Annotated in this window: 22 protein-coding genes; 11 read left to right on the forward strand and 11 right to left on the reverse strand. The window is 61.0% G+C overall.

The features are described 5' to 3' along the window. Nucleotides 1-14: 14 nt before the first annotated feature. Together G5253_RS17960 and malZ are read left to right on the forward strand one after the other, a co-directional pair. Nucleotides 15-845 (forward strand): HDOD domain-containing protein, encoded by an 831-nt coding sequence (locus G5253_RS17960; RefSeq protein ID WP_216952646.1) that lies wholly within the window; start codon nucleotides 15-17, stop codon nucleotides 843-845. Nucleotides 846-850: 5 nt separating this feature from the next. Then, nucleotides 851-2680, forward strand: coding sequence for a maltodextrin glucosidase (gene malZ, locus G5253_RS17965; protein ID WP_421203891.1), 1830 nt, complete (start codon nucleotides 851-853; stop codon nucleotides 2678-2680). 99 nt (nucleotides 2681-2779) lie between these two features. On the opposite strand, the gene G5253_RS17970 is transcribed toward malZ, so the two are convergent. Together G5253_RS17970 and G5253_RS17975 are read right to left on the reverse strand one after the other, a co-directional pair. Further along, nucleotides 2780-3313 (reverse strand): ATP--cob(I)alamin adenosyltransferase, encoded by a 534-nt coding sequence (locus tag G5253_RS17970; protein WP_421203893.1) that lies wholly within the window; start codon nucleotides 3311-3313, stop codon nucleotides 2780-2782. Nucleotides 3314-3402: 89 nt separating this feature from the next. Further along, nucleotides 3403-4545 carry a DUF5610 domain-containing protein gene (locus G5253_RS17975; protein ID WP_421203895.1) on the reverse strand — a complete coding sequence of 381 codons (1143 nt, stop codon included), beginning with the start codon at nucleotides 4543-4545 and terminating at the stop codon, nucleotides 3403-3405. A gap of 170 nt (nucleotides 4546-4715) precedes the next feature. Here G5253_RS17975 and trmA point away from each other — a divergent pair, with 170 nt between their 5' ends. After that, entirely contained in the window at nucleotides 4716-5849 is a 1134-nt protein-coding gene (gene trmA / locus G5253_RS17980; protein WP_421203897.1) for a tRNA (uridine(54)-C5)-methyltransferase TrmA, read from the forward strand. Between the two features lie 66 nt (nucleotides 5850-5915). On the opposite strand, the gene G5253_RS17985 is transcribed toward trmA, so the two are convergent. The 6 genes from G5253_RS17985 to G5253_RS18010 all read right to left on the reverse strand — a co-directional run bounded on the left by G5253_RS17985 (nucleotide 5916) and on the right by G5253_RS18010 (nucleotide 15821). Then, the gene (locus G5253_RS17985) at nucleotides 5916-7649 is read right to left on the reverse strand and encodes a methyl-accepting chemotaxis protein (RefSeq protein WP_421203899.1); all 1734 of its coding nucleotides are present in this window, start codon (nucleotides 7647-7649) and stop codon (nucleotides 5916-5918) included. Nucleotides 7650-7700: 51 nt separating this feature from the next. After that, nucleotides 7701-8711 carry a galactose/methyl galactoside ABC transporter permease MglC gene (mglC, locus tag G5253_RS17990; RefSeq protein WP_005342585.1) on the reverse strand — a complete coding sequence of 337 codons (1011 nt, stop codon included), beginning with the start codon at nucleotides 8709-8711 and terminating at the stop codon, nucleotides 7701-7703. 16 nt (nucleotides 8712-8727) lie between these two features. Continuing rightward, complete coding sequence (gene mglA / locus G5253_RS17995; RefSeq protein WP_042081798.1) at nucleotides 8728-10248, reverse strand: galactose/methyl galactoside ABC transporter ATP-binding protein MglA; 1521 nt, start codon at nucleotides 10246-10248, stop codon at nucleotides 8728-8730. Between the two features lie 53 nt (nucleotides 10249-10301). Next, nucleotides 10302-11288: a galactose/glucose ABC transporter substrate-binding protein MglB gene (mglB, locus tag G5253_RS18000; protein ID WP_005340747.1), complete on the reverse strand. Its 987-nt coding sequence runs from the start codon at nucleotides 11286-11288 to the stop codon at nucleotides 10302-10304. A 276-nt stretch (nucleotides 11289-11564) separates the two neighbouring features. Beyond that, nucleotides 11565-14624 (reverse strand): beta-galactosidase, encoded by a 3060-nt coding sequence (locus G5253_RS18005; RefSeq protein ID WP_421203902.1) that lies wholly within the window; start codon nucleotides 14622-14624, stop codon nucleotides 11565-11567. A gap of 189 nt (nucleotides 14625-14813) precedes the next feature. Further along, nucleotides 14814-15821: a substrate-binding domain-containing protein gene (locus tag G5253_RS18010; protein WP_088868202.1), complete on the reverse strand. Its 1008-nt coding sequence runs from the start codon at nucleotides 15819-15821 to the stop codon at nucleotides 14814-14816. Between the two features lie 202 nt (nucleotides 15822-16023). On the opposite strand from G5253_RS18010, the gene galE reads away from it, so the two are divergent. The 5 genes from galE (at nucleotide 16024) to bacA (ending at nucleotide 21218) form a co-directional block, all read left to right on the forward strand. Beyond that, entirely contained in the window at nucleotides 16024-17037 is a 1014-nt protein-coding gene (gene galE / locus G5253_RS18015) for a UDP-glucose 4-epimerase GalE (RefSeq protein WP_266134950.1), read from the forward strand. 60 nt (nucleotides 17038-17097) lie between these two features. Next, nucleotides 17098-18156, forward strand: a complete 1059-nt coding sequence (locus tag G5253_RS18020; protein ID WP_421203904.1) for a UDP-glucose--hexose-1-phosphate uridylyltransferase — start codon at nucleotides 17098-17100, stop codon at nucleotides 18154-18156. Beyond that, nucleotides 18153-19301, forward strand: a complete 1149-nt coding sequence (gene galK, locus G5253_RS18025) for a galactokinase (RefSeq protein WP_421203906.1) — start codon at nucleotides 18153-18155, stop codon at nucleotides 19299-19301. Before G5253_RS18020 ends, galK begins: the two co-directional genes overlap by 4 nt. After that, entirely contained in the window at nucleotides 19298-20287 is a 990-nt protein-coding gene (galM, locus tag G5253_RS18030; protein ID WP_421203907.1) for a galactose-1-epimerase, read from the forward strand. Before galK ends, galM begins: the two co-directional genes overlap by 4 nt. A gap of 115 nt (nucleotides 20288-20402) precedes the next feature. Continuing rightward, entirely contained in the window at nucleotides 20403-21218 is an 816-nt protein-coding gene (gene bacA, locus G5253_RS18035) for an undecaprenyl-diphosphate phosphatase (RefSeq protein WP_005355537.1), read from the forward strand. A 66-nt stretch (nucleotides 21219-21284) separates the two neighbouring features. Here the strand turns inward: bacA and G5253_RS18040 are convergent, their stop codons facing one another. From G5253_RS18040 to G5253_RS18050, 3 genes are all read right to left on the reverse strand, one after another. Continuing rightward, on the reverse strand, nucleotides 21285-21980 hold the full coding sequence (locus tag G5253_RS18040; protein WP_201990875.1) for a ChrR family anti-sigma-E factor: 696 nt from the start codon (nucleotides 21978-21980) through the stop codon (nucleotides 21285-21287). Further along, on the reverse strand, nucleotides 21973-22542 hold the full coding sequence (locus G5253_RS18045) for a sigma-70 family RNA polymerase sigma factor (RefSeq protein ID WP_266134981.1): 570 nt from the start codon (nucleotides 22540-22542) through the stop codon (nucleotides 21973-21975). The genes G5253_RS18040 and G5253_RS18045 overlap by 8 nt, the downstream gene beginning before the upstream one ends. Nucleotides 22543-22683: 141 nt before the next feature. After that, a complete protein-coding gene (locus G5253_RS18050) occupies nucleotides 22684-23250 on the reverse strand; it encodes an LON peptidase substrate-binding domain-containing protein (RefSeq protein WP_266134946.1) in 567 nt (188 codons plus the stop codon). Nucleotides 23251-23560: 310 nt separating this feature from the next. Between G5253_RS18050 and argS the strand changes: the two genes are divergently transcribed. The 3 genes from argS to G5253_RS18065 are packed head-to-tail and all read left to right on the forward strand — an operon-like array spanning nucleotide 23561 to nucleotide 26382. Continuing rightward, a complete protein-coding gene (gene argS / locus G5253_RS18055) occupies nucleotides 23561-25306 on the forward strand; it encodes an arginine--tRNA ligase (protein ID WP_128816165.1) in 1746 nt (581 codons plus the stop codon). Nucleotides 25307-25309: 3 nt separating this feature from the next. Beyond that, entirely contained in the window at nucleotides 25310-26152 is an 843-nt protein-coding gene (locus G5253_RS18060) for an SPOR domain-containing protein (RefSeq protein ID WP_266134945.1), read from the forward strand. A gap of 35 nt (nucleotides 26153-26187) precedes the next feature. Beyond that, complete coding sequence (locus tag G5253_RS18065) at nucleotides 26188-26382, forward strand: DUF1737 domain-containing protein (RefSeq protein ID WP_216952631.1); 195 nt, start codon at nucleotides 26188-26190, stop codon at nucleotides 26380-26382. Nucleotides 26383-26600: the final 218 nt, after the last annotated feature.

Below are 26600 nucleotides of genomic sequence, written 5' to 3' on the forward strand. Positions count from 1 at the left end.
AGGCTGCCTCAGCCATGTCGATGGATCGCCTGTTTGACAAGATCAAACAACTCCCCACTATTCCCAAGCTGCTGCACGAGTTGATGCAGAGCTTCAACGACGAGAATGCCCGCATCGACCAGATTGCGGCCAAGATCGCCATGGACCAGGTGATCAGCGTCAAGGTGCTAAAGATGGCCAACTCGGCCGCCCTGCGCCGTGGCAACGAAGTGACCTCCATCGAACAGGCGGTGATCCGCCTCGGCTTCAACCGACTGCGCTCTGTGGTGGTCGCTTCCGGCATCATCGGCACCTTCAAGGCCCCGCCCAGCTTCGACAAGAACAAGTTCTGGACCGAGACCTTCCAGGTCGCCACCATAGCCCGGACCCTGGCGCAGGAGGCCAAGGTGCTCGACCCCGAGACCGCCTTCACCTGTGCTCTTATCCACAACATCGGCGAACTACTGATCCAGAGTACCTTGCCGGAAGAGGCGGAGCTCATCAATCTGGCGATCCAGAAGGGGAGCAGCCGGGTCGAGGCACAGCGGGAGATGCTGGGTTACGACTACGCCCAGCTCGGTGCCGAGCTGGCGCGGCGCTGGAACCTCTCCGAGGCCTTCGTCGATGCCATCTCCCAACAGCTGGATCCCCTCTCCCACGATCCGGTCAGCAAGGAGGCGGTGCTGATCCGCCTCGCCGTGTTTATCTCCTTCGCCTGGAACGCGGGAGTGCCTGCCCAGGCCATCATCGCCCGCTTCCCCAAACCGCTCGCCGACCAGTTGGGACTGGATCCCAAGTCGCTGGCAGGCCAGCTCGAAACACTGCATGAACAGGGTAATGCCCTTGCCGATCTTCTGACTCAATAAGCATCATGACCCATCCGTTTCTGTTTCATCCCCAGGTGGCGCCCTGGTTCAAAGAGAGCGCCGACGCACTGCAATTGACCCTCTTTAGCGATCTGGATGCACCGATCCGCGAGGTGTGGCTACGCCACGAGCCGGATAACGAGGAGTACCTGATCCCGATGACGGCGGTCTCCACCCGCGATCGGCTGCAGGTGTGGCAGGCGACCCTGCCGCTCATCAAGGGACAGGATATCCACCTCTACAGCTTCAAGTGCCTCACCGACGAGGAGCAGTGGTGGCTGCACGGGGCGGGCGTCAGCGCGTCCATGCCGCCACGGGAGCAACATTTTCGCTTCAACAGCCTGCACCAGCCACCGGCCTGGGTGCAGGATCAGGTGTTCTACCAGATCTTCCCCGACCGCTTCTGCAACGGCGACCCGTCGCTGAGCGTCAAGCATCACGAGTACGAATATCGCGGCAAAGCGGTCATCAGCAAGGCGTGGGGCGAACCGGTCAGTCGCCATGAAGAGGGCCACGGCGCCTGCGAGTTTTACGGTGGCGATCTGGCGGGGATCGATGCCAAGCTGCACTATCTGCAATCTCTCGGGGTGACGGCGCTCTACCTCAACCCCATCTTCGATTCGCCGAGCAACCACAAGTACGACACCCAGGACTACTTCAAGGTCGATGCCCACCTCGGCAGCAACGCGCAGTTCGCCGAGCTGACCCGCAACCTGCACCAGCGCGGCATGAAGATCATTCTCGATGCGGTGGTCAACCACACCTCCACCGAACACCCCTGGTTCTGCCCGCCACTGGGCGCTCAGAGCAACCCGGACTCCCCGTGGCGCAGCTTCTACACCTTTGATAAAGAAGGGGATTACGTCAGCTGGAAGGGCATTCGCAGCCTGCCCAAGCTCGACTTCTCCTGCGAGAAGGTACAGGACGCCGTCTATCGGGCCGATGACGCCATCCTCCGTTACTGGATGCGCGCCCCCTACCAGATCGATGGCTGGCGCTTTGACGTCATCCACATGTTGGGCGAGCGCGGCACCGCCGAGGGCAACAGTGGTCACGTGCGCGCCATTCGCGGGGCAGTGAAGCAGGAGAACCCGGACGCCTATGTGCTCGGCGAACACTTCTTCGAGGCGAGCCAGTGGCTGCAAGGGGATCAGGAGGACGGCGCCATGAACTACTACGGCTTCGCCCACCCGATCCGTGCCTTCCTGGCTGGCAAGGATATCGCCTACCACCCCATCAAGATCAGCGCCGAAGAGCTGGATCGCTGGCTCAAACTGGCGCGGGCCCATATCCCGTTCAAGAACCAGCTGGCCCAGTTCAACCTGCTGGACAGTCACGACACCGCCCGCTTCCTCCATCTGCTGGGCGAGGACAAGCAGCGGATGCGCCTCGCGGCCACACTGCTGCTCACCTATATCGGTGTGCCCTCCATCTACTACGGCGATGAAGTGGGGCTCTCCGGCGGCAACGACCCGGACTGCCGCCGCTGCTTCCCGTGGGATACCACAGACTGGGATCATGTGCTGCACGACCACTATCGTCGGCTGATCCAGATCCGCCGCCAGCGCCCCTCCCTGCGCCGTGGCGATATCCAGACCCTCTACGCCGGGCCCCACAGCTATGTGTTCGCCCGAACCCTGCAAAGCGATCAGGTGGTAGTGGCTTGCAACCGCCACCCGAGCGAGCCGCGCACCATCAGCCTGCCCCTGTGGCAGACCGCCAGCCCCGCCAGCCGCTTCACCGATGCCTTCAACGGCGACAAGTTCGAAGTGGTGCAGGGCGAGGTGCAGCTGACCATTCCGGCCAACTCGGCCCGGGTGCTGATCTCCAGCTGAGCGGGCAACTGACGCGCTGAAAAACAAAACCGGAGCCCAAGGCTCCGGTTTTTTATTCCATTCAATCCACCATGACCTCTGGCCCCTAGCCAGCCACCATCAGTAGTTGATGCTGACGTAGGGCACTTCCGGCACCTGCCAGCACTGCTTGAGGTAGACGGTGAGCACGAAGAAGAAGTTGGCCAGCAGGTTGGCGAAGCGATAGAGAATGGGATCGAAGACCACCTCGCTCTCTTCCAGCCGCACCAGCAGCCGTACCACCTTCTTGCTGCCGCAGCGGCACAGATGGAGGGTGGGAATGGGCTGCGGCCCCTGCGGCAGCACGAAACCGGTGACGCTGCCTCGACTCGCCTCGTTATAGTGGTCGTAACGGGCCTTGAGCCACTCAAGGTCTGCATCGAAGATCCCCAACTTGCCGCGTACCGAGCCGTTTAGGTTGTAGATAAGCCGCTGCAACGCCGCGAGATCCGCCAGCATGGGCTCGGTATCCGCATCCGGCGCAAGGTGTGACAGCACGGCCCCGACCTGACAGCAGAGCTCGTCCGTGGCGATTTCAAAATCACATTTGAACGAGGTTTCGAAGATAAAGGGGTAGCAGAGCTCGCGCTTGTCTCTTGGCTTCTTGGAGTTCATGGGGCAACCGGATTGGAGAAAAGGCCAGTTTGCCAGCCCCGGGAAGAGCTGGCAAACGGCAGGTCATTACTTGCGTAACGCGCTGTGGCTCAGACGCGCTTGCTGGCGGGCTCGGTGGAGGGCTGGAACTGGCTGATCATCCGCAGCGCCTCCAGCATCCGCTGGTTGAAGCTGGTAAAGCGATCGACCTGTGCCGGTTCCCCTTCCCCTCTCGCCGCCAGCACGGCCGGGGTCAGCGCCTGTTGCTGGGATGGTGGCAGCAGGGTATCTGCCTGTTTCTGCACCTGCTCCAGCTTGGGCAGGTAGTCGGCAAATGGCTTGAGCAGATCCTGCAGGGAGTGCGCTCCCTGATAGGTCTGACTCAGCTTGACGCTCTGCTTGAGCTTGAGGGAGTAGGAGGCCAGCTGACTGTCGTCCAGTTTCAGTTCGTTCGCCTTATCCAGCAGATCCTCGAAGTTGCCGGAGAAGAAGCTCCCCGCCAGCTCGTCGATTCCCTTGACCAGCTTGCCGATGGACTCCATCTCCTCACTGCTGAGATCCCCCTCCAGCGAGAAACTGAAGCTCTGGCTCGACTTGAGGCTGAACTGACTACCGCTCTCATCCTTCTGGGACTTGGTCTGCCAGCTGTCGTTGAAGCGCAGCACTACCTTGTCGCCATCCTTGGTCTGGATCTCCAGATAACCCTGCTGGCGACTGGCCATCTCGGCCTGCCCCATGTCGGTCGGGGAGACCTTGCCGAAGAACTCCTTCTCGAACTCCTCGAGCCCTTTCTGGATCAGCTTGTAGCTCTGATCGATACCAGTTTTGATATCCTCGTTGTCAGTCGCCCACTTGCCGAGCTGCTTCTTCGCCTCGTCAAAGCCCTTGTCGATCCCCTTGCGGGCCTGCTCCATCATCCCGGTCAGGTCGTCGTCGGATTTGCCATCGGCCCGCGCGGCACCGAGTCGCCCGGTCACGAACTGCAGCACGTTGTCCGCCACCGACTGGAAGTCGAACAGGGTCTCCGGGGTGATCTCCTCGGGCTCTTTCACCTTCGGCGCCTGATAGCCCTGGCCGTTGATCTCCAGCGAGAACTGCAATGCCTGCTGGATCAGTACCTGCGCCCACTTGGGCGGCTTGTGCAAGGAGACCTCTTCCTCGCTCTTGACCTGTTTTGACTCCGCCTGTTGCGGCGATTTGGGAGAAACACCCACTCCCTTGGGTTGGGCTGCGCCCACGCCTTCGATCTGCATAATGTGTCCTCCCACCATGCCTGTAGATCAGCTATCGGCCTGACTGAACACTTCTTGACCACAAAATGCTGGACAATCTGCGGCTGGCTTTTAAAATCGGGCCCCTTTGGGTGGCCTGTTGCCATCCCGCGATTTCGACCCGGCCCGGCCGGTGTGCATGTGAGGTATTTATGACCCAGTCCCAACAGCCTTCCGCGAACGCTCCGGCGCCTCGAACCCCTGCCGACTATCAGGCCCAACTCGACGAAAAGAGCGCTCGCCTCACCGAGCTGTTTGCCGGATTCCCCCTTCCGGCGCTGGAAGTGCACAGCTCACCGGCGGAGTACTACCGGATGCGCGCCGAATTTCGCATCTGGCACGAAGGGGATGACCTCTTCCACTGCATGTATGCCCCGGCGACCAAAGAGATCATCAAGATAGATCACTTCCCCACCGCCAGCCGCCTCATCAACCAGTTGATGCCGCTGCTGCTGGAGGGGCTGCGCCCACACCCGGTGCTACGCCGCAAGCTGTTCCAGATTGACTACCTCTCCACCCAGTCCGGCCAGATCATTGTCAGCCTGCTCTATCACCGCAAGCTGGAAGCAGAGTGGCAACAGGCCGCCGAAGCACTGCAGGCCGACCTGCGCGCCAAGGGGTTCGAGCTGCAGCTGATTGGCCGCGCCCACAAGCAGAAGATCTGTCTGGGGGATGACTTCGTCATCGAGCAGCTCAACGTGGCCGGTCGCCAGCTCATCTACAAGCAGGTGGAGAACAGCTTCACCCAGCCCAACGCCGCCATCAACGAGCAGATGCTGGGCTGGGCGCTGGAAGTCACCAAGGGGAGCGAAGGGGATCTGCTGGAGCTCTATTGCGGCAACGGCAACTTCTCCATTGCGCTGGCGCAGAACTTCCGCAAGGTGCTGGCCACCGAGATCGCCAAGCCGAGCGTCGACTCCGCCCAGTTCAATATCGCGGCCAACGGCGTCGACAACCTGATCATCCTGCGCATGTCGGCCGAGGAGTTCACCATGGCGATGCGTGGCGAGCGGGAGTTCAACCGCCTCAAGGGGGTCGATCTCGGCGCTTACCAGTGCAACACCATCTTCGTCGACCCGCCCCGCGCCGGTCTCGACGATGCCACCGTCAAGCTGGTGCAGGAGTACGACAACATCCTCTACATCTCCTGCAACCCCGAGACTCTGCAAGCCAACATGGCGGTGCTGGGCGAAACCCACGAGATCGCCCGCTTCGCCCTGTTCGACCAGTTCCCCTGGACCCATCACATGGAAGCCGGGGTCTATCTGCGCCGCAAGGCCGGTTGATTCAGGCAGACGGGAAAACAAAACAGGGCCGGATGGCCCTGTTTTGTTATTGGCTAAACACCGGCCTCACTCCAGCCGGAAGTGGCCCACGATCTCCCGCAGCCGGTCGTAGGTCTGCCCCATAGCGGCAGAACTGGCGACCGTCGCTTCGCCATTGTGGGTCAGCTGACGGATCACTTCGGCGATGGCGCTCATGTTGCGGTTGATCTCCTCGGCTACCGCACTCTGCTGTTCGGCCGCCGTGGCGATATGGCTGATGAGATCGTTGATCTCCACGACCTCTCCCGCCATCAGATCCAGCGACTCGTTGACCCTGGTGGTGTTCTCGGCCGCCCCCTGACAGCTCTGCTTGGTGTTGCCCATGGCATCCACCACAGTGCGGGTGCCCCGCTGCAGGCTGGCCAGCATGGTCTGGATCTCGGCTGTGCTCTGCTGGGTACGGGCCGCGAGGGAGCGCACCTCGTCTGCCACTACCGCAAAGCCACGCCCCTGCTCGCCAGCACGGGCCGCCTCGATGGCTGCGTTGAGGGCCAGCAGGTTGGTCTGTTCGGCAATGCTGCCGATCACCCCCAGCACGGAGCCAATCTGCTGCACATCCTGCTGCATTGCCTCGATGGAGCGAGCAGTGGCTTCCACTTCGTCCACCAGCGCCATCACGCTGGTCATCGCCTGATCCACCACCTGCCGGGACTGGCTCGCCAGCTGCTGGCTCTGGCCGGTAAGCCGGGCCGTGCTGGCTGCACTCTCGGAGACGGAGACCGCGGTGCGGCTCATCTCGTTGATGGCGGTCACCACCTGCTCGGTCTCGCGCACGTGGTCCGCCAACAGGGACTGGGCGGCGCCGGTCTGGTTGGCCAACCCCTCGATGCCGCTGTTGAGCTGGCCGCTCGCCTGCCGCACCTCCCCCATCATCTCCTGCAACCGTTCGATAAAGCGGTTGATACCGGCCGAGATCTGGCCAAGGTCATCCTTGCTGGTCACCGCCAGCCGGCGGGTGAGATCGCCACTGCCGCGAGAGAGCTCCAGCACCAGATCCCGCAGCGAGAGGATGGGGCGATAAGCCACGTTGAGCGCCAGTATGGCGAGTACCATCACCACCACGGCAACACCGAGGAGCGCCATGATGATCTGGCCGTTGAGGGCCCGGGTCATGGCCTGGATGTAGTCGAGGTCGATGTAGCCGGTCAGGGTCCAGCTGTTGCCGCGAATATCCAGCTGATTGGGGCGCGCTTCGCTCTCCCCCTGCGGTTTGCTGTTGTAGAGCTCATTGCCCTGGCCATCGGCCAGCGAGAAGTAGCGGCCATCACCACTCATCTTCGCCAGCAGGCTCTTGAACTCGCTCATGTCGAGGTAGTAGAGATAGGCCGAATCTGCACCGCGCGGCACCAGTATGGTGATGACCGGCTTGCCATCCACCTGTTGCAGCGGACTGACGGTAATCTGGTTGTTGGCGGCGGGGATCAGCTTGCGCAGCGCATCGACCTTGGCCGTATCGTTGATGACACCGCTCACGTCGAAGGCCATGTCGCCGATCACCTTGACGATGTTGTGAAAGCCGGTCTCTTGCAGGGTCTTCTTGACGTTGGTCACCCCGAAGTTGAGGTTGGCTGCCAGCAGGATTTTTTGATTGATGTCGCTGGCCAGCTTCTCTTTGACCAGAGTGATCTGTTCATTGATGTTCTTGGTCGCCTGAGTGCGGATGTAGGCGCTGATGAAGTGATTGACGCTGAACCAGGCGGTGCCGATGGTGACCAGAATGGCCAGCAGCAACAGGACGTAAATCTTGACCTTGAATGGCATGGGATCCCTCCAGAAGAGAGGGCTGGCACTGCCAACCCTCCCTGCCAATCGTTATTTCTTCTTGGCGTACTTCATGGAGTCCAATGCCACCGCCAGAATGATGATGCCGCCCTTGATGATGAACTGCCAGTAAGGGCTGACGCCGATATAGGTCAAACCATAGTTGATCAGGGTGAAGATAAGTACGCCGGTGATCACACCTGCGACAGTTCCCACCCCGCCGGCAAACGACACCCCGCCCACCACGCACGCCGCGATGGCATCCAGCTCGTACATGAAGCCGAGGTTGTTGGTGGCGCTACCGATCCGGCCCGCTTCCAGCATGCCGCCGAAGGCGTAGAAGACCCCCGCCAGCGCATAGATCATCACCAGATTGACCGCCACATTGACGCCGGAGACCTTGGCCGCTTCCGGGTTGCCGCCGATGGCAAAGATATTCTTGCCAAAGCGGGTCTTGTTCCACAGCACCCAGACAAAGACGCTGGCGATGGCCGCATAGAAGGTGAGATAGGAGAGCTTGAATCCTCCTATCCGGATAAAGCCCTGCGCGAAGCTGGAGAAGCGAGGATCAAACCCGGCCACCGGCGAGGCCCCTACCGAGTCAAAGTAGAGGGAGTTGATACCGTAGACGATGATCATGGTGCCCAGGGTGGTAATGAACGGGGTGACGTTCAGGTAGGCCACGATCAGGCCGTTGACCAGACCAATCAGGGCACCCACCACACAGACCAGCAGGATCACCGCAGGAATGGGCACCTCCCCCAGCGTCGGGAACACCTTGTTGACGTTGGTCAGCGCCTGCAACATGGTTGCTGCTATGAGTGCCGCCAAACCGACCTGACGACCGGCCGAGAGATCCGTCCCCTGGGTGATGATGATGCCCGCCACCCCCAGCGCTATGATGACCCGCACCGAGGACTGGGTCAGGATGTTGCTGAAGTTGGTGAGGCTCAGGAAGGAGGGCTCCTGGATCACGATGACCATGAGCAGCACCAGCAGCACCAGATAGATGGCGTTTTCCTTGAGCGCCTGCATCAGATTGAAATTTTTAGCCGACTCCATAAATGTCTTCCTGTCTCTAGAGGTACAGAGATGCCAGGCGCAGTATCTCGCTCTGGTCAGTTTCTTTGGTATTGACGATCCCGGCGACCCGGCCATTGCTCATCACCATGATGCGGTCGGTGATCCCCAGCAATTCCGGCATCTCTGACGAGATGATGATGATCCCCTTGTCCTTCTTCGCCAGCTCCAGGATGAGCTGGTAGATCTCGAACTTGGCCCCGACGTCGATGCCGCGGGTGGGCTCGTCGAGCATCAGGATCTCCGGCTGGGTCAGCAGCCAGCGACCGATGATCACCTTCTGCTGGTTACCCCCGGAGAGGGAACCGATCTGGGTCTGCTGGGTCGGCGTCTTGACCCGCATGGAGTCGATCACCCACTGGGTATCGCTCTTCATCTTGTTGTCGCTGAGCAGCCCCATGGAGCCCTTGTAGCTGTCCATGTTGGCGATCAGGGAGTTGAAGGCGATATCGAGCCGGGAGTAGATACCGGTGGAACGGCGCTCTTCCGTCACCAGCGCAAAGCCGTTGCGGATCGCTTCGTGGGCGTTGTGGTTGGCCACCTCTTTGCCGTGCAGCTTGATGCTGCCCTGACTGCGATCGCGAATACCGAACAGGGTCTCGACGATATCGGTGCGCTTGGCCCCCACCAGCCCGGCGATGCCGAGGATCTCCCCCTTGTGCAGGTTGAAGGTGATGTCCTGAATGGAGGGCTGGTTCTTCGCCGTCAGGTGTTCGATCTCGAGGATCACCTCTTTCGGCTGGTTGGTCTTTTCCGGGAAACGCTGGGTCAGTTCACGGCCGACCATCATGCCGATGATCTGATCCATGGTCATGCCCTTGAGCGGCTGGGTTGCCACCCACTGGCCATCCCGCAATATGGTGATCTCGTCACAGAGCTGGAAGATCTCCTCCATCTTGTGAGAGATGTAGACGATGCCGCACCCCTTATCCTTCAACTTGTTGATGATCTTGAAGAGGTGGTTCACCTCTTTCTCGGTCAGGGAGGAGGTGGGTTCGTCCATGATGACGATCTTGGCATCGTAGGAGAACGCCTTGGCGATCTCGATCATCTGCATCTGGGAGACCGACAGGGTCGCGACCTTCACCTTGGGGTCGATGTCGATATCCAGCTCATCGAAGATGCGCTTGGTGTCGTCATACATCTTGCCGTGGTCGATAAACCACCCCTTGGTGGGGTAGCGGCCGAGCCACATGTTGTCCATCACGGTACGCTGCAACACCAGGTTGAGCTCCTGATGCACCATGGAGACGCCATTCTCCAGCGCCTCTTTGGAGGAGGTGAAGTTGATCTCCTGCCCCTTGAAGAAGATCTTGCCCTGATCCTTCTCGTAAATGCCGAACAGGCACTTGAGCAGTGTGGATTTTCCCGCTCCGTTCTCGCCCATCAACGCATGCACAGAATGAGGACGGACCCGTAAATTGACATTATCGAGTGCCTTGACGCCGGGAAAGCTCTTACTGACGTCAATCATCTCCAACAGCCATTCTGATTGTTGCTGTGTTGTCATATCAGCCATCACATCTGGTTGAAAAAAGGGCAAGGGGATCTCCCTTGCCCTGAAGGAGGGAATTACTCGAATTGGGACAGGTTGTCTTTATCCACACCGACGTAGGCAACACGTACTACCTTGTCGACGATATTCCACTTGGTGCCTTCACCGGCCGGTTTGCCTTCAGCCAGGTTCTTGGTCAGCTCGAAGGTGGCTTTAGCCTGGTTGGCCGCATCGTTCAGCACGGTACCCGCCATGGCACCGCTCTTGACCATGGCCAGCGCTTCCGGCAGCGCATCGACGCCGAACACCGGAATGGCAGTCTTGCCCTGGGCTTTCAGTGACTCGACTGCACCCATTGCCATGCCGTCGTTGTTGGCGATGACCACTTCGATCTTGTTGGCGTTGGGGCCGGAGATCCAGGCGTCCATCTTGTCTTTCGCCATGGCGGTATCCCACATACCGGTATCCATGTGCAGTTGCTCGGTCTTGACGCCGCCATCGTTCAGGGTCTTGACCACGTAGGAGGTGCGCGCTTCGGCATCCGGGTGGCCCGGCTCCCCTTTCAACAGCACGAACTGGATCACGCCATCCTTGTTCAGATCCCACTCCGGATGGGCTTTCCAGTGTTTGGCAATCAGCTGACCCTGGATGATCCCTGACTCCTTGGAGTCGGTACCCACGTAGTAGGCCTTGTCGTAGCTGGCCAGGTCGGTAGCGCTCGGCTCCTTGTTGTAGAAGACCACCGGGATATCTTCGCCACGGGCTTTCTCAATCACCACCGGGGCCGCAGCGGGGTCAACCAGGTTGATGGCCAGCGCCTTCACCCCTTTGGCCAGCAGCACATCGATCTGGTCGTTCTGCTTGGACTGGTCGTTCTGGGAGTCGTTCATCAGCAGTTCCACCCCCGGAGTGGCTGCCGCCTCCTTCTCGATGGCCTTACGCACGACCGCCATGAAGTTGTCGTCGTATTTGTAGACGGTTACCCCGATACGGGTGTCAGCCTGGGCATTGGCTCCAGCCATCATGCCCATCAGCAGGGCGGCAACTGTGGTCAGTTTTTTCATTATGTGTGCTCCGATGTGTCTATCTGTGTTGTAGGGTGGCGAGCAATTGAGCAAGCGCCAATCAATGTAATCAGTTTGTTGTCATTTCTTCTGTGATCATGACGACAAAATGAAAACGTTTACACTCTGTTACATTGAAACTTTATATTTATTTTTCAAATACATATAAATAAAAATCAGATTTGAGACTCAATCTTTCCCACAGCATTGAGGCTAGTCGTTACTGGTCTGTTGTCAAAATGGCGCACTGGCTAGACAGTCGCTTCAATAGCTGGATTAGCGGAGAGTGCAGCCCCAACGGTAACGACGCTCGAGCAGTTGATACTCGGGACGCACGCTCTGACTCCAGGAGTCATCCCCGCCCACCCCCATGTGGGCGCCATCGAGACAGACCCACAACCCCTCTTCGGCCACCAGATCGCTCTGGTGACGAGCAGCGGCCAGCTGCTGCTGACTGAAGCGGCTGGCACTGAAATGGAAGCTGCCGCTCACCGTCGTGCTGCCCAGCTGCAACTGGCGGGTATCGCAGCGCAAGCCGTTGTCACTCGGGAAGATGTAAGGGGTATGCATCGCCTCCAGCGGCAGACTCCAGCGCCCCAGATCGGCGCCCAGCAGGCGATCCGGATAGTTCTCGTGCGGCCCACGCCCCAGCCATTCGGCTCGCGCTGGCACCTTGGCCAGATGAAGCAGCAGGCCGATCCGCGGCAGCGACGGCAGCACCTGTGCCAGCTCGGTCTCTATCTCGAGGCTCATGGCGCCATCGTCGGTAAAGTGATGATGCCAGTGACTCACCAGCAGCAGCTCATCACGGTGGAAGTAGCCATGACTGACCCGGATATCCCCTCCGGCGACCGCGATCCCCAGACAGCGGTGCTGCCACTGACCGAGGCCACAGCCCTGCCAGCGAGCAATCCAGGAGTTGGGGTCGGCGTGATCCGCTTCGCTGGTGCCGATGTCGTTGTCGAGCGGCGCGCGGTAGAAGTGATCCATGATCGGCGCCAGCAGCTGCTCCTGCCCCGATTTTTGCCAACTGGTGATGCGGCCGCTCTGCTTGTCGAGCCACCACTGGCTGTTTGCGGCAGTGACCAACCAGCCATCCGGCTGCTCGCTCAGGGTGGCGGCAGCGGCGGGAGCAGGCAGGGCAAGGGGGGTCGGCAGAGTGAACTGCTGACGGGCGACCTTGTGATCCGCCTGCGACCAGAGGGTGTCCTGTGGCTGAACGATGGCCAGATCGAGCCAGGCCAGTGAGCCTGCCGCAAAGGGAGGCAGCGTCCCGCTCAGGGTCAACTCGACCACTCCCTGTGGCGCCAGCTCAAGGGAGATCTCCCCCTGCTGCTGCACATGACCGTTCTCGCACAGCTGCCAGCAAAGGCGCTCGTTGTCGGTTTCCCGAAACAGGTATTCGCTCTCGATCCGTACCCGCAGCGGGGTGTGCTCGAGCAGGGTGAAGCGGAACGGCTGCTGGGCACGTTTTGCCTCGAACAGGGCGGGATGGGGGGTGCGATCCGGGAACAGCAGACCGTTGCAGCAGAACTGGCGATCGTTTTGCACATCACCGAAGTCGCCGCCGTAGCCCCAGTAGTGGCGACCATCGGCGGCGTATTTGTCGAGCCCCTGATCGACCCAATCCCAGACAAACCCGCCTTGCAGACGTGGATGATCGCGAAACGCCTGCCAGTAGTGGGCGTAGCCCCCCAGACTGTTGCCCATGGCGTGGGCATATTCGCAGAGGATCAGCGGCCGGTGCGCGCCGGGCAGGCCGATCCACTTGGCCAGCGCCCACTTTGGCACCGCCGGGAAGGGTTGATCCTGATGGGTTCTGGCATACATGGGGCAGATGATGTCGGTGGCCGGGGTATCGGCCCCGCCCCCCTCGTACTGCACCGGACGGCTCGGGTCGCTGCGCTTGATCCAGCCATACATGGCATCGTGGGCCGGGCCGTACCCCGACTCGTTGCCCAGCGACCAGATGATGATGGAGGGGTGGTTGAAATCCCGTGCCACCATGCGGGTCGCCCGCTCCAGAAAGGCGTTGCTCCAGGCAGGATCCCGCGCCAGCCGCCCCATGGGGGTCATGCCGTGGGTCTCCAGATTCGCCTCGTCCACCACATAGAGGCCAAGCCGATCGCACAGGCGATAAAAATCGGGATGGTTGGGATAGTGGGAACAGCGCACCGCATTGAAGTTGTGCCGCTTCATCAGCAGCAGATCCCGCTCCATGATGGCGCGATCGATAGCATAGCCTTTGGCGGGGTGATGCTCGTGACGGTTGGCACCGCGAACAAGCAGCGGCTGACCATTGACCCGCAGCAGGCCGCCACGGATCTCCACCACCCGAAAGCCCACATCACATGCCTCACTCTCGATAGCCTGGCCCTGCTCGTCCAGCAGGGTCAGGGTCAGGCGATAGAGATGGGGCGTCTCGGCGCTCCACTTGCGCGGCGCAGCCACGTCGAGCCCCAGCTCGGCGCGATCGTCATACGCCCCTTTTTCATCAATGGCTTGGGTGCCGATTGGCTGGCGCAGGGTCGCAACCCGCTCGCCACCGTCATAGAGATTGGCCTCCACCGACAGACCGGCCCCATTAGCCACCTGCAGTGCAATCTTGAGACGGCCATCCCGATAGCAGGCATCCAGCTCGGGGGTCACCCGCATATCCATCAGATGACGGGACGGTTTGTGCAGCAGGCTGACGGAGCGGAAGATCCCCGACAGCCACCACATATCCTGATCTTCCAGATAGGAGCCGTCGGACCAGCGCAGCACCAGCACCGCCAGCCGGTTGCGACTGCTCTGCAGATATGGGGTCAGATCGAATTCGGCGGGCAGCCGGCTGTCCTGGGAGTAACCGACCCAGCGGCCGTTGCAGAAGAGGTGGAAGGCACTGCTCACCCCGTCAAAGATGATCCGGCTCTGGCCGCTGGCCAGCCAGTCGGCGGGCAGTTCGAACTCGCGGGAGTAGCAGCCAGTAGGATTCTCTGCTGGCACTCGCGGTGGATCGCAGGGAAAGGGGTACTTGATATTGGTGTAGATGGGGCCATCGGTGGGTGGCCGCGCAGCCGGATAGGCGGCATCCAGCTGCCAGTTACCCGGCACGGTAATGGGAGTGGCATCAGCCAGATCCTGCACCAGCCAGCTCTCGGGCACCAATTCGGGAGCGGCAAAGAAGGAGAAGCGCCACTCGCCATCGAGCAAGAGACGGGAGGAAGAGGCCAGATCACCTCTGGCATCCGCTTCGCTGCGCCAGCTGAACATGGGGGTATGGGCAGCCAACCGGTTTACCGACGTAATAGCCTGAGTCTGCCAATCCTGACGCGCCACTATCTCCCTGAGCATTCACTCTCTCCCTGCTGATTGGAAAACGTATTCAGTCTAGAGAAGTATGACGCAGGGAACGGCGATCTCGCTCACACAGATGTAAACGATTACACTAATTTTGTTAAGTAAAGCGGAGTAAAAATAATTAAAAACCAGTAAAACAATAACCGTGCAAGAAACGGCCCCGAACAGGGCCGCAAAAGAGGGCTATCCGGCCCGAACCGGTGCCACCGAGTGGCGATTGATCAGGGTGGGGGTATAGATCCGGCTCTGGGTCGCGTCACTCTCCCCCGCCGCCAGCTGAATGGCCAGCTTGGCCGCCTGGGCCGCCATCAACTCGATGGGATAGCGCATGGTGGAGAGCTTGGGGCGCAAATATCTGGCATAGATGATGTCATCGAAGCCCACTACCGAGACCTCCTCCGGCACTCGCAGACCGTTGTCCGCCAACACGGAGATGGCGCCCGCCGCCATGGCATCGTTATAGGCAACTACGGCGGTCACCTTGAGCCCCTTGGCCAGCAGATTGAGCATGGCGCGCTCGCCCCCCTCCTCGTTTGGCGTGCCGCTCTCGATAAGCTCAGGATCGGCTGCCAGACCGGCTTCCATCAGTCCATCCTGATAGCCCTGCAGCCGCAAGGTGGCATCCTCGATGGCGTGATCCGAGCTGATAAAGGCGATATGGCGGTGACCCAGTTCGATCAAGTGGCGAGTCGCCGTAGCCGCACCCAGCCGATTGTTGAGAGCGATGCAGCGTCCCTTGAGGGCTGGAATATCGCGGTTGATCAGCACCATACCGGGCACCCGCATGGCGTAGTCGCAGAGCTCTTCGTCGCTCAGCGCCTTGCTGTGCACCACCAGCGCCTCACAGCGTTTGCCGATCAGCAGCTCGATCGCCTCACGCTCCTGACGCGCCTTGTGAAAACCGTTACCCATCAGCAGGTGAAGGTTCTGCTCGACAGCGATGCCGGAGACCCCCTTCACCAGTGCACCGAAGAAGGGATCCGCCACGTCACCGACCACTACCCCCATGGTGTCGCAAGTCTGGCTGACCAGTGCCCGCGCGTTGGCGTTGGGAGTGTAGCCCAGTTCGGCCATGGCCTTCTGCACCACTTCGCGAGACGCGGCGCTGGCCTTGGGGGAGTTGTTCATCACCCGTGAAACCGTTGCCACCGACACATTGGCCAAACGGGCGACATCCTTGATGGTGCTCATGCTGTTTTCACTTCTTTCACTGTGCAATAGAGCGCCATTATACCCAGCAAACCCTTTGAAAACAGGGGTGAAACGCATATCTGCCGTCAGGATGATCACAAAAACCGTGTAATCGTTTACACCGTTTTGCAAGCAAGCTCACAGTTTGGTCGCCACACCCTCGGCTAGACTGCTTCCAGACGCTTTTTCAGTGGAGAGCAAGATGAACGTTCTGGTCACCGGCGGTTGCGGATATATCGGCAGCCACACCTGTCTGGCCCTGCAAGCGGCAGACATGAATCCCGTGGTGGTCGACAACCTCGGCAACAGCAAACGCAGCGTGCTGGCCCGAGTCGCCGCCATCAGCGGCCAACAACCCGTTTTCTATCAAGGAGATATTCGCGATGCCACCCTGCTGGACCGGATCTTCGCCGAGCAGCAGATCGACGCGGTGATCCACTTTGCCGCCCTCAAGGCGGTCGGCGAGTCGACCCGCATTCCACTGGATTACTACGAGAACAACCTCGGTGGCACCCTCACCCTGCTGCAGGCGATGAAACGGGCCGGGGTGCACAATCTGGTGTTCAGCTCTTCGGCCACCGTCTATGGCGATCCCGCCAGCCTGCCGATCCGCGAGGATTTCCCTCGCAGCGCCACCAACCCTTACGGGCGATCCAAGCTGATCATCGAGGAGATCCTCGAGGATCTGCAGCTGGCAGAGCCCCACTGGAGCATGACCCTGCTGCGCTACTTCAATCCGGTCGGCGCCCACGAATCGGGCACCATGGGTGAAGACCCGCAGGGGATCCCCAACAACCTGATGCCCTATATCACTCAGGTCGCCATTGGCCGTCGCGACTGCCTGTCTGTCTTTGGAAACGATTACCCCACCCCGGACGGCACCGGCGTGCGCGACTACATCCATGTGATGGATCTCGCCGAGGGGCACGTCAAGGCACTGCAACACTGCGCCGACAAGGGTGGCGTGCACACCTACAACCTGGGCACCGGCCAGGGCCAGAGCGTGTTGCAGCTGGTCGCCGCTTTCTCTGCTGCCTGTGGCAAGCCGCTGCCATTTCGCATCGAGCCGCGTCGCCCAGGCGACATCGCCGCCTGCTGGGCCGATCCGGCCAAGGCCGAGCGCGAGCTGGGCTGGCGGGCGACCCGCAACATCGACGCCATGTGCGCCGATAGCTGGCGCTGGCAATCCGCCAATCCGAACGGTTACGAGGAGTAGGCCTGCCTGCTCCCTGTTAATAGACGCCCCTATTTTTCAATACCTTATTCAGGAGAGATGATGTTCAACCCCGTCGATCATCCCCATCGCCGCTTCAACCCGCTGACCGGCCAGTATGTGCTGGTCTCCCCCCACCGGGCCAAACGCCCCTGGCAGGGACAGGTGGAGAAGGTGAGTCAGGCCCCCAAACAGGCCCACGATCCCGACTGTTTCCTCTGCGCGGGCAACACCCGGGTCACCGGCGACATCAACCCCGACTATCAGGGCACCTTCGTTTTTACCAACGACTTCGCCGCCCTGATGCAGGATACCCCGGCCGCCGATAGCGCCAGCGATCCCCTGCTGAAACTGGAGGCAGCCCGCGGCACCAGCCGGGTCATCTGCTTCTCGCCGGATCACGGCAAGACCCTGCCCGAGCTGCAGCTACCCGCCATCGAGGGGGTGATCACCACCTGGATGGATCAGGTCGCCGAGTTGTCGGCCCAGTGGGAGTGGGTGCAGGTATTTGAAAACAAAGGGGCCGTCATGGGCTGCTCCAACCCGCACCCCCACGGCCAGATCTGGGGCAGCGACTTCCTGCCCAACGAGATCGCCCGCGAAGAGCAGCACCAGCGCGACTGGCTGGCCGAGCATGGCCGCCCCATGCTGCTGGAGTATGTAGAGCGGGAGCTGGCGGATCGCTCGCGCATCGTGGTGGAGACCGAGCACTGGCTCGCAGTGGTCCCCTTCTGGGCCGCCTGGCCGTTCGAAACCCTGCTGCAGCCCAAGGCGCACGTCCCCTCCATGCTCAACCTGACCAAGACCCAGCAACAGGATCTGGCAGTGGCGCTCAAGGAGCTCACCAGCCGCTACGACAACCTGTTCGAGTGCAGCTTCCCCTACTCCATGGGCTGGCACTTTGCGCCGCCCAAATCGGATTGCCCCGAGGCATGGCAGCTGCACGCCCACTTCTATCCGCCGCTGCTGCGCTCCGCCACCGTGCGCAAATTTATGGTCGGCTTCGAGATGCTGGCCGAAACCCAGCGTGACCTTACCCCCGAGCAGGCTGCCGAGCGGCTGCGTGCCCTGAGCCCCATTCACTACAACCAGACCAACCACACCGATGAGGAGGCCCTATGACCCCCAGCCAACGCGTCAGCACTGTTTTTGCCGAGCAATTTGCCAAAGCGCCCGATCTGCTGGTGCGCGCCCCCGGCCGCGTCAACCTCATCGGTGAACATACCGACTACAACGATGGCTTCGTGCTGCCCTGCGCCATCGACTACGAGACCTGCGTTGCCATCGGCCTGCGCGATGACCGACAAGTGCAGGTGATCGCCGCCGACTACGACAACCAGCGCGACCAGTTCGACCTCGACCAGCCCATCGAGCACCACCCCAGCCAACGCTGGAGCGACTACATCCGCGGCGTGGTGAAGTATCTGCAGGATCGCGGTTATGCCCTTCGCGGCCTCGATCTGGTGGTCTCCGGCAACGTGCCGCAGGGGGCAGGCCTCTCCTCCTCCGCCTCGCTGGAAGTAGCCATCGGTCAGGCCTTCAAAGAGGCGCTGGGGCTCGACATCAGCCAGGCCGAGATAGCCCTCAATGGCCAGCAGGCAGAGAACAAGTTCGTCGGCTGCAACTGCGGCATCATGGATCAGATGATCTCCGCCAGCGGCAAAACAGACCACGCCCTGCTGCTCGACTGTCGCTCGCTGGAGACCCGTCTCATCCCCATGCCAAGCGATCTGGCAGTGCTGATCGTCAACTCCAATGTGCGCCGCGGTCTGGTGGACAGCGAATACAACACCCGTCGCCAGCAGTGCGAAGAGGCCGCCCGTCACTACGGGGTCAAGGCGCTGCGCGATCTCGATCTGACCGGACTGGAAGCGGGCAAGGCCGGGCTGGATGAGGCCTGCTATCGTCGTGCCCGCCACATCGTTGGGGAAAATGCCCGCACTCTAGCGGCGGCCGATGCACTGGCGAGCCACGATCTGACCCGACTCGGCGAGCTGATGGCCGAATCACACGCCGCCATGCGCGATGACTTCGAGATCACAGTGCCCGCCATCGACGGTCTGGTGGAGATCATCAAGGCTAAAATCGGCACAGATGGCGGCGTGCGGATGACCGGCGGCGGCTTCGGCGGCTGCGTGGTCGCCCTGCTGCGCCCGGAGAAAGTGGCCGAGGTGATTGCCGCCGTCGAGGCGGAGTATCCGGCCATCTCGGGCCTCAAGGCCGACTGCTACGTCTGCTCTGCCAGCGCCGGTGCAGGCAAGCTATGAGCAGCGCCATGACCCCGTTCGAGCTGGAAAATGAAGAGGGGCTGCGGCTGCGCGGCCTCGACTTCGGCGCCACCCTCACCTCCCTCACCCTGCCGGTGGTGGGCAAACGGCGTGAAGTGCTGCTGGGCTGTGCCGACGACGCCTATCCCACCCAGCAGGTGTGGCTGGGGGCGGTGGCAGGACGCTTTGCCAACCGCATCGGCGGTGCCGAGCTGGTGCGTGATGGACAGCACTGGCCGCTGAATGCCAATCAGGCACCCAACTGTCTGCACGGCGGGCAGGCTGGCTTTCATCGCCAGCGCTGGCAAATCAGGGAGCTGGAGGCGGATCGGGTCAAGCTGGCGTTGCTCTCCCGGGCGGGGGATCAGGGCTTTCCCGGCAATCTGCGGGTAACCCTGGAGTACCGGCTGGAGCAGAGCGATCTGGTGGTGGATTTCATCGCCAGCACGGATGCCGCTACGCCGGTCAGCCTCACCAGCCACGCCTACTTCAATCTCGATGGGCAAACCGATGGCGGCGATATCCGTGACCACCTCATCAGCATCAATGCCGACCACTTCCTGCCGACCGACCCGAGCGGTTTGCCGATCACCATCACTCCGGTGGAGGGGTCGTTCGATCTGCGCCGCGAGCGCCTTGTCGGACAGGATTGGCTGAGTCATCCCCAGCAGCAACAAGCCAAGGGGTACGATCACGCCTTTGTACTCAATGGACCGGAGCAGAAGTGGGCAGCTCGCGTGGTGTCAGGTGACAGACAGCTGGCGATGGAGGTCTATACCAACCAGCCCTCGCTACAGTTCTACACCGGCAACTGGCTGGCCAATACCCCGAACCGCAGCGGCCTGTCGCACCGGGATCACGACGGCTTCTGTCTTGAGGCGCAACAGCTGCCGGACAGCCCCAATCGCCCCGAGCTGGGCAACCCCTGGCTGCAGCCTGGCGAGCGTTATCACCACCAGACCCGCTACCGCTTTATCCGCGACTAACTTAAAGAATTCATGATTTTTACATAGCCTCAGCAGTCACAATCGAGCAAGATATGCCGCCCCGAGACCCTTTCGGGGCGTTTTTACATCAACGAAGTTAAGGATTGTTTGTTCGATGACTGACACTTATAGCCTGCTGGTCGCCTTTATTCTGGGCGTCGTCGAGGGGCTGACCGAGTTCCTCCCCGTCTCCTCCACCGGCCACATGATTATCGTCGGCCATCTGCTGGGCTTTGAAGGGCCCAAGGCCGCCACCTTCGAAGTGGTGATCCAGCTGGGCTCAATCCTCGCCGTGGTCGCCGTCTTCTGGCGCCGCCTGTTTGGCCTGATTGGCATCCACTTTGGCCAGAAGCCGTCCCGGGATCACGCGACCCTGTCGCTGGTGCATGTCATCCTCGGCATGATGCCCGCCATCGTGGTCGGTCTGGCCATCCACAGCTGGATCAAGGCCAACCTGTTTGGTCCGCAGACCGTGATGTACGCGCTGGTCGCGGGGGGCATCCTGCTGATCATCGCCGAGAAGTTCCGCCCGGCCGTCACAGCTGAAACCCTGGATGACATCAGCTACAAGCAGGCGTTCGGTATCGGTCTGTTCCAGTGTCTGGCCCTGTGGCCCGGCTTCTCCCGCTCCGGCGCTACCATCAGTGGTGGCATGCTGATGGGGATCAGCCGTCACGCCGCCGCAGAGTTCTCCTTCATCATGGCGGTGCCCATGATGGTGGCGGCCAGCGGGCTCGATCTCTACAAGAGCCGCGATTTCCTCTCGATGGCCGACTTCCCGATGTTTGCAGTAGGCTTTATCACCGCCTTCGTGGTAGCGATGTTTGCGATCAAGACCTTCCTGACATTGATCCGCCGCATCGACTTTATCCCGTTCGCCATCTACCGCTTTATAGTGGCATTCGCCGTCTATCTGGTGTTTGTCGCCTGACCGGCAGCCAGCAATCAAATGAAAAAAGGGACCAATCTGGTCCCTTTTTCTATGGCGTCATGGTGCTTAGTAGAGGTGCTGGCTGATGCCGTTCAGCAGCCGCGACAGCCCCTTGGTGAACTGCACCGGCGCATCCTGCACCGTGTAGCAGAGGCAACCGTCCGGCGTATGCGGGCTGTGGGAGTGGCTGGCATCGCGCCAGATGAAATCACCCGCCTTGTAAAGAGTATCGCCATCCTGAATATTGCCCGCCAGCAGCAGGGTCAGCTCATAGCCCTGATGGGTGTGCTCGGGGATGCGGCCGCCCGCTTCGATATGGAGCAGGCTGGCGCGCGCCCCCATCTCGTCCAGCGGCAGACTCTGCTGACGAATGGCCCCGATATGGCGCCACTTGGGCGAACGATAGCGGGCCAGCACCCGTGGCAAACGGTAGGCGTGACCGGCTACCTCCAGCTCGCCGGGCTGGGCTCGGGGCTGGTCATATGTTGGCTCGGAGAGGGGCTCTGCCAGCGGCTGGGCCAGAATATCCGCCAGCATGGCGTCGAATCCGGCGTCCAGTCCCGCTTCATCGCGGGAGTCCAGCTCGGGCTCTGCTGGCGAGGCAAGATATTGCTGCGCCAGCTCCTCTTCGAATGTCTTCAGTCGGGCAGCACAATCGGGGCAGAGTTCACAGTGAGCGGAGAGCCCCACCGCCAGCGGCAGAGGGAGCTCGTCGGCGGCGAAGGCGCGCAGCATAGGGTCGGTCGGATGGGCTTTAATCATGGCCTTGCTCCACTTGCTCTTTCAGTTTCTGTAACGCCAGCCGGAGGCGGGACTTGATTGTACCGAGCGGCACGCCGAGTCGTTCCGCCAACTCCTGCTGGGAGAACTCCTGCAGATAGATGCCACGCACCACCTGCTGTTGCGGCTCCGGCAGGGTGCCCAAATAATGGGCCATCTGACGGGTCAGCACCGCATCCTCACCCCCGCTCAGATGCTCCTCTTCGGCCTGAAACTCCAGCACCGGCCACAACTCCTCGGCACAGATATCCTCCTTGCTGGCACGACGACGGCGCAGCATATCGAAGCACTGGTTGCGCATCACGGTGTAGATCCAGGTGGTCGGCGCCCCTTTCTCGGGGTGGTAGAGGCGCGCCTTCTGCCACACCAGCAGCATGGTCTCCTGCACCAGCTCCATGGCGTTGGCTTCGCTGCCGAGGTGGCGCAGGCCGTAGCTGCGAATACGCGGCGCAAAGTGTTGGAACAGGCGGGCAAAAGCAGCCTTGTCGGCCTGCTCTGCCACCCTGATCAGCAGAGATTTGAGGTCGCCATCCGGGTTATCCATCACGGGCGAGGTCCTGCGTATGGTCGAGTGTGGTTGGCCAGTATATGCCATTGCGCCATCCCTTTGGTGTGCTGTCGAACATGCTGTGGTGATGACTGGTACGGCGCTGCGGCAGTGGCGGATCAGCGGGTCAGGAAAAAATCAGTGGCTGGCCACCAGCACCCCCTTGAGCAGGGCGATGGCGGGCTGATTGTCGGCGGCGGCCAGCAGCAGTTGTTTCTGTTCAGGGGGGATCGGCAGCACCTCCAGCCAGCGCTGGGCCACCCAGTTGCCATCATCCCAGCGGGGGGCGGGATAGAGGGCGGCATAGTCTGGATAGTCGGCAAACACCTCCCGCAATGCCTCGACCAGTGGTTGCTGATCGGGATGGAGCCGGCGGGGCGGCCAGGCCGTCAGCGGCGTCACCTCGCCGATACGCAGGCCATCGGGCTCCTGCCACAGATCCTCTATCTGCACCCGCTCCATTCCCTGCACCGTGATCCCCAGCATGCCGTCCGGCAACGGGTCGAAATCGATGATGGTGACCCGGGTGGCGATGGGCAGCATGTTGCGCAGGGCATCGGGCTGGCGAGGGTCCACCATGCAGAGGGCAAAGCCGGACTCCCCCGCCTCGGCAATCATCCGCTGGTATCTCGGTTCGAAGATCCGCAGCGGCATGACGCCGCCGGGCAGCAGGTGGGCAGATAGGGGAAACAGCGCCAGTCGCATCGCAAACTCCTCGGTTGGGAACCTCTGTTGATACGCCAGGCCAGAGGGAGGAGATCATTCCCGTCAGCGGAAAGGAAAAACCCTTAACAATCAGGGGAAAATAGCCTGGACAAGCCGCTTCGATATGCAGTAGAAATGGATAAGCACCGTAATTTCCGCCCAATATTCTGGAATATGGCGCTAAACGCAGTGAAATATCCGCCCGACAGCGAGCGGCGGGTCATCCCTATAGTTTTCTCGGGCCGATGCGGGTAAAATTCACGCCCTTATATATCAGTCATTTTTCGACGCGCAACCTTGGTGGTCAGTTATGAAAGAGCATATTCATCATCTACTTGAACAAACGGTAGCCAATCTCAAGTCAGCAGGCGTCCTGCCGGCGGACCTGGAAGCCCGCGTGCAAGTAGACCGATGCAAGGAAAAAGCTCACGGTGACCTGGCTACCAACCTGGCCATGCTGCTGGCCAAACCGGCCCGCAAGAATCCCCGTGAGCTGGCAGCGGCCATCATCGAGCATCTGCCTGCCTCCGACCTGATCGCCAAGGTCGAGATCGCCGGTCCCGGCTTCATCAACTTCTTCTTTGACCAGCGCTGGCTGGCCGGTCAGGTCGAGGCCATGGTGACCTCTGCCAACGCCAACGTACGGTTGCCCGCGCCACAAACCGTGGTGGTGGACTACTCCGCCCCCAACGTGGCCAAAGAGATGGCGGTGCACCACATCCGTTCCACCGTACTCGGTGACGTGGCTGCGCGCGCGCTGGAGTTCCTCGGCCACAAAGTGATCCGTGCCAACCACATCGGCGACTGGGGCACCCAGTTCGGCATGCTGATCGCCTATCTGGAGAAGATGTCCAACGAGCACGCCAGCGACATGGCACTCAAGGATCTGGAAGCCTTCTACACCCAGGCCAAGCGTTGCTACGACGAAGACGAAGCCTTCGCCGAGCGCGCCCGTAACTACGTGGTCAAGCTGCAGGGCGGCGACGAGTACTGCCGCACCATGTGGAAGAAGCTGGTCGACATGACCATGGAACAGAACCAGATCAACTACGACCGCCTGAATGTCTCCCTGACCAACAAGGACATCATGGGCGAGTCCATGTACAACGACATGCTGCCGGAGATCGTTGCGGACCTGAAAGCCAAGGGGCTGGCGGTCGAGAGCGAAGGCGCCACCGTTGTCTTCCTGGACGAGTTCAAGAACAAGGATGGCGAGGCCATGGGCGTCATCATCCAGAAGAGCGATGGCGGTTTCCTCTACACCACCACCGACATCGCCTGTGCCAAATACCGTTACGAGACCCTGGGCGCCGACCGTGTCATGTACTTCATCGACTCCCGTCAGCACCAGCACCTGATGCAGGCCTGGACCATCACCCGCAAAGCGGGCTATGTACCGGAATCCGTCCCCCTCGAGCACCACGCCTTCGGCATGATGCTGGGCAAGGATGGCCGTCCCTACAAGACCCGTTCCGGTGGCACCGTCAAGCTGGTTGACCTGCTCAACGAGGCCGAAGAGCGCGCCGCAGCCCTGCTGGAGAGCCGCAACAGCGACCTCTCTGCCGAAGAGAAGGCCAATGTGGTCAACGCCATCGCCATGGGCGCGGTCAAGTATGCGGATCTCTCCAAGAACCGCACTACCGACTACATCTTCGACTGGGATCTGATGCTCTCCTTTGAAGGCAACACCGCCCCTTACCTGCAGTATGCCTACACCCGTATCCAGTCCATCTTCCGCAAGGCTGGCGTCGATGCCGCTACCCTTACCGGCAATGTGACCCTGAACGAGGAAGCCGAAGAGGTGCTGGCCCAGAAGCTGATCCAGTTCTCCGACGCGGTCAACGGCGTGGCCGACAAAGGCATGCCACACCTGCTCTGTACCTACCTGTACGAGTTGTCCGGCAACTTCATGACCTTCTATGAAGCCTGCCCGATCAACAAGGATGGCGTGGACGAGGCAACCCGTCAGAGCCGTCTGCTGCTGTGCGCCGCCACCGCCAAGGTGCTGAAACTGGGCCTCGGCGTACTGGGCATCCATACCCTGGAGCGCATGTAATAGATGGCAACCCGGGATTATGTCGGCAGCCGCCCACGACGTCGGGCGGGTGGCCGCAATACCAAGAAAGCGGCTCCGCGCCGCTTTCCTGTTATTCCAGTGCTGCTGGTCGTGGCACTGCTGGCAGGCTTTGGTGGCTTCCTTTACATGATCAATGGCAAGGGCAGCGACGCCCCCACCATTGAGGAGCAGGTAAAGGCCAACAAGCCAAAACCACAGAACAACGGGTTGCCACAGGAGAAGTGGAGCTACATCGAACGGCTTGAGAACAAGCAGGTCGATGTTATCGAGCCACCGCCCCAGCCGGGCGTGCTGCCACCGCCCCCCGCCGATACTCTGACCCTGCAGCCGGAAAAGCTGCCGCAACCGGTACCGACCGACATTCCCCAACCGGGGACGCCCATCGGCCAGTCCAAACCCTATCAGACCAATCCGGCGACCACGCCTGACAACGGTGCGCCCGTTGCCAGCGCTCGGGAACAGGTGATCGATCGCCAGGCCGAACGGGAGCGAATGGAGCGGGAGATCCGTGCCGAGCTGGAGCGGGAGCGGGCCGAAGCGGCCAAGGCCAAAGCGGCTAACCCGCCAGCCCAGACCGCAGCCGCCGACAGCGGTCGCTATATGATGCAGTGCGCGGCTCTGCGCTCGCAGGATTCCGCAGAGTCGCTAAAGGCACGTATCGCCTTCACCGCCGGTCTCTCTTCCAGCCTGCAGGTGGTCAACACAGCCAACGGTACCGTCTACAAAGTGATGGTGGGCCCCTTCAACGGCAAGGCGGCCGCCGACGCGGCCAACGGCAAGCTGCAGAGCTCCGGCATCAGCGGCTGCATTGCCAAGAAGGGTTAGCATACTGTCAGGCTGAACCAGCAGAGAACCAGAACATGACAAATTCGAAACAGCCACCAAATGGCCTTCCGGTTTACCGCTTGATTACTGGGCCTGATGACGCGACATTTTGTTTTCGTGTCAGCGAGGCACTAGCTCAAGGCTACACGCTGTATGGTTCTCCCTCGGCGACGTTCAATGGCCAAACTGTGATCGTGTGCCAAGCGGTAGTCTGGTCTGAAACAACATAATGCGGACAGTTTGCAGCAGGGCCGGGTGGCAACACCCGGCCCTGTTCTTTTGGTGTCACTCGCCCCCACCCTGATTGCTACCCCGTTTATCCCGACCAAAGGCAGGGTTGAAAAGCCCGTTTGCCATCCCCATCTTTCTTGCCATGCACAGTCAGGCCGTCATTCGGCTCAAGCGAGGTAAGTAAAGTGACTACCATAGTTTCAGTTCGCCGCAACGG

Origin of the sequence: Aeromonas sp. 602658, from assembly GCF_049173005.1 — a bacterium.
Classification (GTDB): Bacteria; Pseudomonadota; Gammaproteobacteria; order Enterobacterales; family Aeromonadaceae; genus Aeromonas; species Aeromonas veronii_A.